This window comes from Hoylesella nanceiensis DSM 19126 = JCM 15639 (assembly GCF_000379965.1).
GTDB lineage: Bacteria > Bacteroidota > Bacteroidia > Bacteroidales > Bacteroidaceae > Prevotella > Prevotella nanceiensis.
The window spans coordinates 1-13,362 of record NZ_KB904335.1 but is presented as its reverse complement, the minus strand read 5'-3'; the positions used below and the strand labels follow the sequence as shown (position 1 = coordinate 13,362).

General features: G+C 38.5%; 7 protein-coding genes. 2 read left to right on the top strand and 5 right to left on the bottom strand.

Annotation, left to right across the window (positions count from 1 at the left end; genetic code table 11):
* The first annotated feature begins 164 nt into the window (after positions 1-164).
* Positions 165-386, top strand: coding sequence for a DUF2795 domain-containing protein (locus A3GM_RS0110450; protein WP_009228605.1), 222 nt, complete (start codon positions 165-167; stop codon positions 384-386).
* A 455-nt stretch (positions 387-841) separates the two neighbouring features.
* Here A3GM_RS0110450 and A3GM_RS0110445 read toward each other — a convergent pair whose 3' ends face one another.
* The 5 genes from A3GM_RS0110445 to A3GM_RS0110425 form a co-directional block, all read right to left on the bottom strand.
* Positions 842-2,179, bottom strand: coding sequence for a deoxyguanosinetriphosphate triphosphohydrolase (locus A3GM_RS0110445; RefSeq protein ID WP_018363312.1), 1,338 nt, complete (start codon positions 2,177-2,179; stop codon positions 842-844).
* A gap of 184 nt (positions 2,180-2,363) precedes the next feature.
* Positions 2,364-4,007: a RagB/SusD family nutrient uptake outer membrane protein gene (locus tag A3GM_RS0110440; RefSeq protein WP_018363311.1), complete on the bottom strand. Its 1,644-nt coding sequence runs from the start codon at positions 4,005-4,007 to the stop codon at positions 2,364-2,366.
* 16 nt (positions 4,008-4,023) lie between these two features.
* Complete coding sequence (locus tag A3GM_RS0110435) at positions 4,024-7,224, bottom strand: SusC/RagA family TonB-linked outer membrane protein (protein ID WP_018363310.1); 3,201 nt, start codon at positions 7,222-7,224, stop codon at positions 4,024-4,026.
* 993 nt (positions 7,225-8,217) lie between these two features.
* A complete protein-coding gene (locus A3GM_RS0110430) occupies positions 8,218-9,510 on the bottom strand; it encodes an L-cysteine desulfidase family protein (protein ID WP_018363309.1) in 1,293 nt (430 codons plus the stop codon).
* 283 nt (positions 9,511-9,793) lie between these two features.
* Positions 9,794-11,845 (bottom strand): protein-disulfide reductase DsbD family protein, encoded by a 2,052-nt coding sequence (locus A3GM_RS0110425; protein WP_018363308.1) that lies wholly within the window; start codon positions 11,843-11,845, stop codon positions 9,794-9,796.
* A 1,155-nt stretch (positions 11,846-13,000) separates the two neighbouring features.
* Here A3GM_RS0110425 and A3GM_RS11250 point away from each other — a divergent pair.
* A partial coding sequence (locus A3GM_RS11250; protein WP_026216139.1) for a carboxypeptidase-like regulatory domain-containing protein occupies positions 13,001-13,362 on the top strand: 362 nt, incomplete at its 3' end.

The following is a 13,362-nucleotide window of genomic DNA, read 5'->3' as shown; positions in this document are numbered from 1 at the left end:
AGTCAGTAAGAAGAAAAAGCCTAATTGCACCACAAGAACAAAACAGCTATAGTGCAATATTAAAACTATAAAGAGTGAATCGAATTGAGACTAAAAGACACTCAACGCAAAACCTGCTCTTTATTCAATACTGATTTAAACAAAAAACAAAAAATATAACAACTATGTATTGGACACTTGAACTTGCATCTAAATTGGAAGATGCACCTTGGCCCGCAACAAAAGAAGAGTTATTAGATTATGCTTCACGTTCGGGAGCACCTCTTGAAGTTATTGAAAACCTTGAAGAAATAGAAGACGAAGGCGATGTTTACGAGAGTATTGAAGACATTTGGCCTGATTATCCTTCTAAAGAAGACTTCTTATTCAACGAGGACGAATATTAAGTTTCACACTTATTCAAAAACTGACGACCCACTCTTTGTTGGCGATTAGTTATTAACTGAACCGCAAAGCAACAAAGATTCTACCACAAGAAACAACGAAAGAGTTTAGATGCCACCGCTTTTATAGGTGAGTAACTAAGCTCTTTTTGTTTTATTGCACCTTTGCTCAAGCGCATTTCCTTGCTTCTCTCCCACCCTTTGCTATCCCTTTATTCTTCAGGCACTTTGCAAGCATCTGGCAATTACATAGACTTTGTGCCGTAAAAGCATTGAGCTTACATGATAAAAGCATTGCTTTCGTTCTACAAAAACAATGCTTTTAGTTGAGAACAGAATTGTCCTCACTTTAGTATCTCATCGAGAAGGGTTCTGCATTAAAAAGAAAATCAATTCTTATATCATCGTCCTCCCCATTCTAAAGGAAAGGATAAGTGTCCTTAATTGGTACAAATGAGCTATGCAAGTGGTAGCGAAATACCGCTAATTCGCTGATAAATATTGAGCGCATATAAGTCTGTCATACCGCTAATATAGTCTAACACAGCCATAATTCGCACATTCAAGTCTTCGTTAGTGATGTCGTATTGCTCGCTAAACTGCTTCAAAATCTGCTGAGAATAGAACTTGTGAGGCTCGAGAGCAGCGTTAACAAAAGAATGAAGCAAGGTTTGAATGATCTTATAACCGCTCAACTCCACATTTAGAACGGGCGCACTGTTGTATATTTGCTTGATAGATAAACGCACACAATGCTGATATGCCTCATAAAGATGCTTGTCGATGTGTTTCATCAACGCCCCTTCGAAAGTACCACTCAATATCTTTTCTTCGTTATCCACAAACACTTTCACACACGAACGAATCAATGCTCCAATCACATTAGCACGATAATAAGCTATAATTTCATTTTTATCTGTAAGCTCTTCCTCTTCTATGCGTTGCAATATCTGTGTTCTTCGCTCTGAAGTAAAGAACGAAAGCAAGAGATTTTGGGTTTCGTCGAACGACAAGATCTTGAGTTTATGACTGTCTTCGATGTCCATCACCTCGTAACAAATATCGTCGGCAGCCTCAACAAGATACACAAGTGGGTGACGAGCATAGCGCAATTCTGAACCATTCTCGTGCAAACAAGGAATGGTTAGTTCGTTAGCCACACGCTGAAACACGTCTTTTTCTTCGGTAAAGAAGCCAAACTTACCTTTCTTTTGAGATGCGTTCGACGACGAAGGATATTTCACTATCGATGCAAGAGTGGTGTAGGTCATCGCAAATCCGCCTTCTCGTCGCCCCTTAAATCTATGGGTGAGCAAGCGGAAGGTATTGGCATTGCCTTCGAAATGGGTGATATCGCTCCACACTTCGGGTTTTAATAGCGGTTGAAGTTGCGCCCCTTCACCCTCTAAAAAATAAGATTGTATGGCGCTTTCTCCACTATGTCCAAAGGGAGGATTGCCCAAATCGTGAGCCAAGCAGGCCGCACTAACAATGGTTCCAATCTCTTCAAACAAGGTGTTTTGCAATGAAGGGTGTTTCAAACATAATTTTTTTGCCACGTCATTGCCCAACGACATGCCCACAGAAGCTACCTCTAAGCTGTGCGTTAAGCGGTTATGTACGAACACACTACCTGGCAATGGGAACACTTGTGTTTTGTTTTGAAGACGTCGAAAGGGTGCCGAAAAGATCAAACGGTCGTAGTCTCGCTTGAATTCTGACCTATCGTCCATTCGAGAATAGTGCTTATTTTCTTCTCCTAAGCGTTTGTTTGTTATGAGATCTAACCACTTCATCATATCTATTGTTATGCTTTTATCTTGTACTTAAAATGCGTTTTATTTGCAAATATACCACTTTTTCGATATAAGTTGCCACAAATGAGGCTCTTTGAGCACTTGAAACGAAAAAGAGTTACCTGCTAAATCTATGCGATTAGCAAGTAACTCTACTTTATATATAAACCAAATAAATATCTATTTAATCGGTAACACCATCTCTTAGGTCACCATTTTGTCCTGAAACAGGTTCTTTTCCTGTGGTGTTATCTACTATTCCCTTGTTGTTGTCACGCTCTTTTTGAGTGAAACGATATGCATAGTAAGGATCGTTTGCAGGCATATTGAAGCGGTAACGGGTTACAACATTGGTCTCTTTGCCAGCGTGGAAGCGTACAAGTGGCTTTTGCAAGCGCAACAAATCGTACATTGAGAAGCCCTCACCCCATAGTTCTACACGACGTTGGAACCACACTTCGTTTTGGAAAGCCGCTGCTGTTGTAGCTGTAACACTATATGATGGGTCTCTATATGTCTTCACAAAGTCTTCTAACACTTGCTTTCCTGCAGCTAAATTACCGCTCATTGCAAGTCCTTCTGCCTTGATTAAATACATCTCTTCTACACGCATTAGAGGCGAGTCGTTATTGTTGTTGGGTGAACCAAGCCCTCCTTTCATACCAAACTTCACGTTGGTATAAACTCTAAATGGTTGCTTTGATTCTAATGAACCTGTGATAATCTCATTGCCTTTCAATGTTACTCCAGCCTCTTCCCATGTCAATCCATTTAAATGACTGTTGGTTTTTGAAGGTCCAACCCACCATTCTTTGCGCACATCTGTCGATGGAATCTTGTTGTATAACAATACATTAATGTCCTTATAACATGCTCCTGCGCCTGTATAACCATAGCCGGGGAATGATGAAAGCTGTGAACTCATGGGTGCAATAGACTGAGAAGAGATATCATCTACAGTTAAAAGAATACCCCACATCCAGTTGTTTTCTTTCGAAGCGTCGCAGAATGCTGGCTTAGACACATCGCTTATTGATGCTGGTTGCGCATCGGTTGCATCGATAGCCTTTTGTGCATACTCTGCAGCTTTTGCGTATTCGCCCATAGCAAGGTATGTTCTTGCAAGCAAACCATTAGCTACTGCCACGTTAGCATATCTCTTATCAGGACGTTGATAGCCTTGAAGTAGCTCAATTGCAGATGTTAAGTCTGATATAATTTGATTGTAAATTTCTTCAACTGTGGCACGTTTGTTATTGTAAACATTGTCTGTTTTCTCTGTAACAAGAGGCACACAAAGTGCAGTTTTATCCACTTGATAGTTCAATTGATAACGAGTTGCAAGCAACAAGTAATCAAATGCTCTACAAAATCTTGCATTACCGATATAGTGTTTTTGTGTAGCTGTGGCTGTAGACTCATCTATTTGTCTTAGAATTGTATTGGCAGCCTCTATCTGATTGTAGCAAGTATTGTAGCCAACTGCATTAATTGTTGTTGAACTTAAGTGGTCTGAGTAGTTCGAAGAGGGCGAATACCAGTTGTAACCAGCTGCAGTACTGGTCATATCAGGACCGTTACAATCTGCCGAAAGCATGTAAGTCATGATTCCAGCATCATTGTCTGTGTCAGAAACTTTACCCGGAAGGGCAGCAATTTGATATAGACCTGTGACGCTTGCCTTTAGTCTTTCAGGATTAACTCTATTGGTTTCTGCTACTTGTTCAGCAGAAAGATCGTGTCCTTGTGTAGTGATATCGTTGATATCCGAGCAGCTAACCAGTAGTGCAACACCAAGAACTGTATATAAATATTTTGTATATCTCATTATAATTTCCCCCTATTTAGAATGTAACTTGTACGCCTGCAGTAACTGTACGCATTGCAGGATAATCACTAGAAGCACCATTATTTCCTGAAGCACCATAAGAATAACGTGGATCAAGACCCTTACGTGCAGATAAAACTGCTAGGTTATCGCATGCCAAATATACTCTTGCAGCTTGTAAACCAATATTATTTAGCCAGTTCTTTGGTAGAGTATAACCCAAAGTTAAGTTGTTAATGCTTAAATAATCTGAGCTAATTAAGAAGCGACTTGATGCGCTGTTTGTTACATTATCACCAGCACTTAGACGTGGTATGTTTGTATTTGTATTCTCAGGAGTCCATGCATTCAAGATATCTTTATGCCAATTGTATCCCACTCGTGATCCAGATCCAGTGTGCATGAATATTGCATAGCCATCATCATATATTCTTCCGCCCAACTGATACGAGAACATTGCAGAGAAATCGAAGCCCTTAAACTCGAGACGAGTGCCGAATCCGCCGTAAAGTTTAGGTAAAAGGTCACCTAAGTCGGTACGTGTTGCAGCGTTATAAGATGTTGCATAGCTATAATCTCCATTGTCGGGATCATTATAATAGCGTGCTTCTCCAGTTGAAGGATCTACTCCTGCGTACTCTCTTAGATAAGCATTTGCAAGTGAACCGCCCACTTTACGAATAAATACAGAACCCTTTTGGCCTCCAAGAGCCTCTAACTCAGGTGAAAGCGATAAGATCTTATTCTTATAGTGAGTAAGGTTTAGATTTGCAGTCCATAGCAAATCGTTTCCTTTTAATATCACTCCGTTCAAATCAACCTCTACACCTGTGTTCAAAACGCTACCGATGTTGGTTGGAATTGAGCCTGTTACGATACCAGAAGATGGTGGAACTGGCTTATTATAGATAAGGTCTACGGTCTTACGGCTAAAGAAATCAATACTACCTGTTATGCGATTGTTCAACACACTGAACTCAAGTCCAGTATTAAAGCTGTAAGATGTTTCCCAAGTTAGATCTTTATTACCTTTATAAGTCATTACTAATGAATAGTTTCCGTTGCTATATGAAGGTGCATAAAAGTCTTGATAAGCATAATATTGACGCTTTGATGTAGTTGGATTCAACAACGCATCGTTACCTTGTTTACCCCAACTTGCTTTTAGCTTCAATGAGTTCAACCATGTAAGCGATTGCATAAATGGTTCTTTTGTTATCAACCAAGCAGCTCCAACACTACCAAAGTTACCCCAACGGTGATCTTTGTGGAACACAGAAGAAGCGTCTCTACGGAACGAAGCACTAACGAAATACTTGTCTTCGTAATCATATTGCAAACGAGAGAATATACCTTGAGACATGTATTCGTCTACATATGACTCTGGACGGCTTTGAGGTGCGTTCGCAGCATTGTTCAATTCGCTAATAAATGGGTTGTAAAGATGATCGTTAGATGCACTTAAATATTTGTAAGTATAACGATACTTTTCATATCCAAGTAATGCACTTAAGCTGTGTTTGCCGAATGTATTGCTATATTCTGCTAAGTATTGGTTGTTCACGCCGAATGCTCTTTTAGTAGAAACTGTTGCTACTCCATCTGCATTTGTTTCAGAAGCAAAGATGCTATACAACACGTTTTTACGTTGATTAACAAGGTTTGCTGCTATATTTGCAGTTAAAACAAGATGCTCGATTGGTGTTATTTGAGCATAAACCTTGCTTGTTAGCACATCACGATCAGAGTTTCCTTTGTTATAATACACATCACGTACAGCATTACCAGCGAAGTTTCCACGGCTATAGTTAGTGTTATTACCTGAGTCGTACACAGGATTTCCTGTTGCAGGGTTGATCTTTATTGAGCCATCTGCATTACGAACGTAAAGAGGATACACTGGACCTATATTATTAGAGATGTAGAATACGTTTCCAGCAGAGGTGTAACCCGTCTCTGAATCTTGGTCAGCTGCCAAACGAGTGTTGGTATATGCGTAAGCAAGATTGGTACCAATACGCAACCATTTCTTTGCTTGATAGTCTGCATTAACACGTGCTGAGTAGCGTTTGAACTCTGAATTAGGAATCAAACCTGTATCTCCAAGGTAGCCAACACCTGCATAATATTGCAAACGTGGAGTCTTTCCAGACACAGAAGCATTGTACTCTTGACGGAAACTTGATTTAATAGCTGCGCTATACCAATCGTCTGGAGTATAATAATAGGTGCCATCAGAATATCCAAGCTTTGCATTTGGATTGATACTGAAATCTTCTTTAATTAGATTTTCACCTGTTGGAACAGTGTAAATAGGGTAACCTAAACCACCATTGTTGGCATCAAAGATACTAGCTGTTGCGTAAGCGTAAGCATCTGCCGCTGATTGTCCAGCGTAAAGTTGCGAATTATAAAGGCTCTTGAACTGTGTTTGAACATACTGTCCTGGGTCTTTTATAATGTCATATTGTGGAATTAAGCGGCTGTTTGTACCCCATTTAGCATCGAAAGTAATCTTAGCATCGCCTGTATTACCATTCTTTGTGGTAATCATCACAACACCATTAGCACCACGAGCACCATAGATAGCGTTCGAAGCAGCATCTTTCAATACGGTCATTGAAGCGATATCAGAAGGGTTGATTGATGAGATATCACCATCATAAGGTACACCATCTAATATAATAAGAGGTTTATTGCTTGAAGAAATAGAGCCAATACCACGAACACGAATGACTGGATCTGCTCCAGGAGCACCGTTTGTGCTATACATTTGCACACCGGCTACACTACCAGCAAGGGCTGTTGAGGCATTAGAAACAACACGTTTGCTAAGTGTTTCGCTACCTACTACACCTGCTGCACCCGTAAATGCTTCTTTTTTTTGCTTACCATAAGCCACCACAATCACTTCATCTATCTGTTTATGATCGGGATCTAACACTACTTTTAAATTGTTTGAGGCTTTCACTATTTTAGTAATCATACCAATATATGATACTTCCAAGCGTTCGTCTAAGCTGTTTACGCTTATCGAAAAATTACCATCAGTGTCTGTAATGACGCCTTTATCTGCGCCAACCACCTTTACTGAAGCACCTATCACAGGTTCATTCCCCTCCGAAGAGAGTACTAATCCCTTTACGGTTGTTTGTGCAATAGCTGCAGAAACGACGACAAAGAGACTCAAAAAAATCAATGTTAGTTTTCTTCTCATAATCTTTTTGGTTTATAACAAATAATAATAAATGATGTGGGACTTATCTTTTTATGCTACAACTCACAAACAGAATAAGCCTTTACAATAGTTTTTACATCCAAGTTTATACTCTCTCAAACAATTTCTTACGTTTCATTATAAATAAACAACGTATTCTTTGAAATTGAAATTTAAAACAGTCTTCTTTTCGATTTTTACAAAAATAGGGAAAAGCGACGAACAAAGCAAGCGAAAGTTGCAATTACATTCCAATTTAAACATATATTAACTGTTTCTTGTATAAAAACTGTATGAAGCCAACTTTTTAGGTATTAAATAGCAATAAATTTGAGAACTAAGTTTCAAAGTAAAAGAATTAGATAGCTATTTCTTATTATTTAAAACTTGATTTACATCAATACGCAAGTAATTAACAATAAAACAGAGAACAAAATAACGCTAAGTAGCTCAAACATAGTATCTTTATTATTTAAAAGAAAGTAGAATGTAAAAAACAAACTATTATGAAACAAAATTTATTAAAAATCTATTTACAAATGAGTTAATTCCTTAATAGAAGACAAAAACAATCTATACTAAAAAGAAAGGAAGAACTCTTGCACCACAAAGGCTTTTCCACTGCATTAAACAAGACACAAGAACGATTAAACAGCACAAAACAATGACAGTGCAAAAGCAATGATATTGGCTCGTAATAGCAATGTTATTACCCTCTAAAAGCACTGCAATTACCAATCAAAAGCATTGCTTTTACATCCCTACCCTACACCGCCCGCTTTCAAAGGCATTGCCACAAAATAAAAATTGCGCTACTAATTTCTTAGCAACGCAATCGTTTTATCTCTTTATTTCTTTTCATTCGCCATCATTCCTCCTTCTTATTATTAAGCATACACCTTATTAATCTAATAGGAGTATAAGCTTATCGGCACGAAGACAGCGGGCAAATATAAGAAAATCAGCTTACCAATAAATAGGAATTATAATTACTTAGCAACCGTTTTTGTTCACCATAATGTTCAAAACCATCTCGTCTGTGAGGTTCATTGCATTGGCTCCAATACTGGTTAGGTTGCGAATAGACTTATCTACATCATCATCTACGATGCCTTCTGCAGCGGTAACGAAACGACCTTCCATTGACAATACAGCCGAAAGCAATGCGGTTGAAACGCCAGAGCTAATCTTTAGCGAGCAACCTGGCTTGGCTCCGTCGCACAACATACCTGCTAAATTAGCTATCATGTTCTTCACTGAGTGACAAATCTTATCATAGTCGCCTCCCATCAAGTAGGTAATTCCACAGCTACTGCCTATCGAAGCCACCACACAACCACACAAAGCGGAAAGCTTTCCAAGACTTTGTTTGATATAAATTGCGGTTAAGTGACTTAAAATTAAGGCTCTCACCAATTCCTCTTCGGTGTTTTTGTTCTCTAAAGCGAATACAACTACGGGGTTAGTAGCGCATATTCCTTGGTTTCCTGAGCCTGAATTACTCATCACTGGTATCATTGCTCCCCCCATACGAGCATCACATGCCGATGCAGTTTTGGCGATAATGTGCGAATAAATGCTATCTCCAAAGATGCCATGAGATAGCGGACGGTCCATAGTTTTACCTAAACAATGGCCGTAATTGCCTTTAAGCGAATCTTCGGCAGCCTTTAAATTATAGTCTTTGGCTTTGAGAATGAAGTCTATTTCACCTACGGGAGCAGTGGTTGCAAAGTCGTAAACCAACTTTAAATCAAGCGAAATATCTTTCTGTTCACATGATTCCGAGCGAGTAGTGCGATTATCTAACAACACATTTCCATCTTTTTCGACATACACAATATTAGTATGTGCGCAAGAAATGATGACTGTTGCCGTGCTTGTTTCAGTAGAGCTCTCTACCTCTATATATAGTTTTTCTTCTATATTGCTCTTTCGTAAGATCGTTATTCGTTGCTCTTTGATAAAGGCTTTGCCCTCTTCTAAGGTCTCAGGAGTGAGATCTTTAATCACTTCTAACTGATATTCGCTCTTCCCTATCAATGTTCCTAAGGCAATTGCGATAGGCAATCCAATCATACCTGTGCCAGGAATACCCACTCCCATGGCGTTTTTTAGGATGTTTGCACTTAGCTGTGCTCTCACTTTTTGCGGTCTACAGCCCAACACTTCGGCTGCTTTTGCGGCACACAATGCCACTGCCATAGGCTCAGTACAGCCCACTGCAGGCACAACTTCTTTATTAATAAGGTTGATAATCTGTGCTCTTGTTTCTGCATTAATCATTGTTTAAGGCTAATTTAAAGTGTTGATTATAATGTTTCTGAATTGGTTCGAAAGGCAATTGAAAAGATAGTCGAATTAAAAAGAATTGCTTTTAGGTTGTAAAAGGATTGCTTTTGCATGCTAAAAGAACTGCTATTACACACCAAAAACATTGCTTTTATTTTCGAATAAAATAACTTCTTATAGATAGTCTATTTAAAACAATTGATGAAACGAATGCGGGTTCTGTCTTCTTTATATAAGAATCGAGCGGGATATACATTCGTTTCATCAATCAATGAGCCTATTTTTGTTGCGCTTTTCTAAAGGTTTCAAGACCCTTATCAAGGAAATCTAAGTAGGCAGGAATATCTTCTTTATAGCTATATGAGCCAGTAATAGGTTTTCCGTTGTGGTCGAGTCCAACATATTGAGGTTGAGTGTTCGAACCAAACTTAACTCTTTGAAGGTAGCTCCACTTATCTCCTATTGTGCGAAGCTTGCGCTCTTGTCCGTTTTCTGTAACGACAATAGGTTCTTTAAGTGGTGTCTTATCGTCTACAAAGAGAGAGATGAGGACATAATCGTTGGTTAACTTAGCTGCAACTTGTGGGTCGGTCCATACCGAAGCCTCCATCTTACGACAGTTAACACAGCCAAATCCTGTGAAATCTATCATCACTGGCTTACCCAATTGCTTAGCTGCTGCCATTCCTTCTTCATAATCTTTGTATGCAGCATGTACCTGTTTGGTATCTAAGTTGAAGTCTTGTGTATTGATAGGAGGCGCAAAAGCACCTACAGCTTTAACGGGTGCGCCCCACAATCCTGGTACAAGATAAACGGTAAAGGCAAGAGATACCATACCAAGAGCTATCGCAGGAACGGGCATTGCCTTATCTTCTCCATTCACAAGGTCGCTTGGAAACTTAAGCTTTCCAATGAGATAAAGACCCAACATACCGAATATTACGATCCAAATAGCAAGGAACACCTCACGATCTAATAAGTGCCAACCATAAGCAAGGTCTGCAACTGAGAAGAATTTCAATGCGAATGCAAGCTCAATGAAACCCAATGTAACTTTAATGGTGTTCATCCAGTTACCTGATTTGGGTGCTTGTTTGAGCCAAGATGGGAACAATGCAAACAAAGTGAAGGGCAATGCAAGTGCAAGAGCAAAGCCAAACATACCAATTGCGGGTGCTGCTATGCTGTTAGTTGTACTTACTTGCACCAAAAGGAAGCCAATAATTGGACCTGTACAAGAGAAACTTACCAACGAAAGGGTGAAAGCCATGAGGAAGATAGATATCAATCCACTTGTGTTATTGGCTTTATTGTCTACTGAGTTAGCCCATTTTTCGGGAAGTTTTATCTCGAACCAGCCAAAGAAAGACAGTGCAAATACAACTAAAAGCGCACAGAACACGATGTTGAATATCGCATTTGTAGCCAAATCATTTAGTCTACTTGCACCAAATATAGATGTAATAACCAAGCCTAATGCGACATAAATCACCACAATAGAAATACCATAGGTTATTGCATCACGCAATCCTTTGCTTTTATCTTTATTTCTTTTGAGGAAGAAACTAACGGTCATAGGGATAATTGGCCATACACATGGTGTGAAAAGTGCCAACAATCCGCCCAAGAATCCCATGCAAAAGATGTAAAAAATAGACTGTTGTGCGATGTCGCTAACGCCGTCTTTTGCCTGAAGTTCTTTCACAACGGGAGTCCAAAGATCTCCACTTGCAACGCCCGAAGAGGTGTCTACCTTTGCAGGAACAACGCTATCTGCGGGCAATGCAGTCACCGTTTCAGGCGTTTCAGCGTCTTTTTCTATCTCACTTTCGTTTTTTTTTACGTCTTTTGTAGCGTCAGCAGCCGCAGTAACGGGTGCTTTTCCGTTCTTCTTCAATGCAACTTCAGAAGGAGGAAGACACATTTTGTCGCTACATGCACCATACTCTAAGAAAGCATCGATGGTGTATTCGGGCTTAGTAAACTTAATTTTTTGAACGAATGTTACGTGGTTTTCGAAATAACGAAGGTTCATTCCGAACATTTGGTCAAAGTTACTAATTTCTTTGCCCACTGCTTTTAAACCACCAACAAGCTCAATTCCGTCTTTTTTGTCAAACTTCAAGGCAGCTTCAGTTGGTCCTCCAGAACCCAAATTGGTTGAATAAACGTGCCAATTAGGCTCAATTGTAAGCGTAAAAAGCATTTCTGCTTCTGCGCCTTTACCCATTTTTAACTGTGAAGAAGACTTCACTGGGGTTGCCATCTGTGCGTTAGCGAATATTGCAATAAGCAATAATAGCGCCATAGAGATAGTTTTTTTCATCTTCGTGTGCTTTCTTTTGCGTAATTAATGGTTATTTTCTGCTTGTATACAACAAGTTTTTATTGCTCAAGTTGAAATATAAAAGAGCTTACAAAACATATTTTTTATCTACTCTTTGTATTACATTCTTTACTTCGTTGAGTGATAATTATCTACCACTTTTACCGACATCAAGAACAAACAACATGCAAATATACATATTTAATACGATTAGTACACAAAAAATCGATAAAAATATAGATAGTTTTATCATTATTTTACTTCGCTACCCCAATACCCTTCTATCGCTTATTCTTATTAGTTTATTCCAACATTCGTTGTTAGTTCTTTGGGGTTGTTTTTCGATTGCGTTGGAAAGGTTTTTGAATTAGATTCTCAACTCAATGCTTTTGCACTATAAAAGCTATGCAATTACACACCAATATCAATGTTTTTGCAGTGCAATATCAATGCTTTTGAAAAGCGAAGGAATGAGCATTGTAAACAAAAGAATATGAATGTTTTACGTTTTCTGTCACTTTTCTGCCTTAACTCAATAGCTTTCAATCTGCAACACGTCGACTATATAAATGCCAAAGTTCTACCTTTCCATTGCATTTCGTCAACAATCGAGAAACGAATACAAACTAACTTGATTTTAACAAGTATTATCTTTATTCGCAATAAAAAAGCCCTTTAAACCGACAACAAAAGCTCTTAACAGAATAAATATGCAATTTAAATTCACAACGAATACTATTTTATTTTCAATATTTTATAGAAGAAAATCAAAATAAACACACTCTTAGCTTTCAATTTATTACAAACATCACACAAGTAGGCTCTTTCTGTATGTAAATTGCATAAATATCGAGATTTAATAGATTTATGCAATTTTAGTGTTAAGATTTGTTATAGAAACAATTTCTTTTGCTTTTTTGCTTGTAAAAAATTTTCATTTTCCCTATTTTCGCTAACAACTCTACTGAAATATTGTTTTTCTTTCATTCTTTTTAGTAGTTGACACCATTTTGTTTTAAATCGAAACAAAACATACATTATGTGTAGCTCTTTATTCAAATCTACGGAATAGAGTGGCGTTAGGAAAGTCTTGAAGACTTCACCTCATGATAAAAAGTTTTTGTATCACATTAATTAATAATAGAGAGAGAATTTATGAAGAAAAGACTAGCTGTGTTTTTAGCTGGCATTTTCCTTTGTTTAGGAACTGCTTTAGCTCAAACAAAAGTCTCGGGAGTGGTTATTGGTGCCGCTGATAACGAACCAGTTATTGGTGCAACTGTTACAGTTGTGGGCACAAAGATAGCTACTGTGACCGACATTGACGGTAAATTTACGCTTTCGGTGAATGAAAGTAATCCCAAAGTAACTATTAGTTATATTGGAATGGTGGCTCAAACACTTAAAGGAACCACCAACATGAAAGTGCTATTGAAAAGCGATGCACAAGTATTATCAGACGTTGTGGTAACTGGTTTGACTAAAACCGACAGACGATTGTTTACTGGTGCAACCGA

Coding starts and splice junctions, on each gene's coding strand:
- A3GM_RS0110450 (WP_009228605.1), top strand. CDS start 165: ATGTATTGGACACTTGAACTTGCATCTAAATTGGAAGATGCACCTTGG.
- A3GM_RS0110445 (WP_018363312.1), bottom strand. CDS start 2,179: ATGAAGTGGTTAGATCTCATAACAAACAAACGCTTAGGAGAAGAAAAT.
- A3GM_RS0110440 (WP_018363311.1), bottom strand. CDS start 4,007: ATGAGATATACAAAATATTTATATACAGTTCTTGGTGTTGCACTACTG.
- A3GM_RS0110435 (WP_018363310.1), bottom strand. CDS start 7,224: ATGAGAAGAAAACTAACATTGATTTTTTTGAGTCTCTTTGTCGTCGTT.
- A3GM_RS0110430 (WP_018363309.1), bottom strand. CDS start 9,510: ATGATTAATGCAGAAACAAGAGCACAGATTATCAACCTTATTAATAAA.
- A3GM_RS0110425 (WP_018363308.1), bottom strand. CDS start 11,845: ATGAAAAAAACTATCTCTATGGCGCTATTATTGCTTATTGCAATATTC.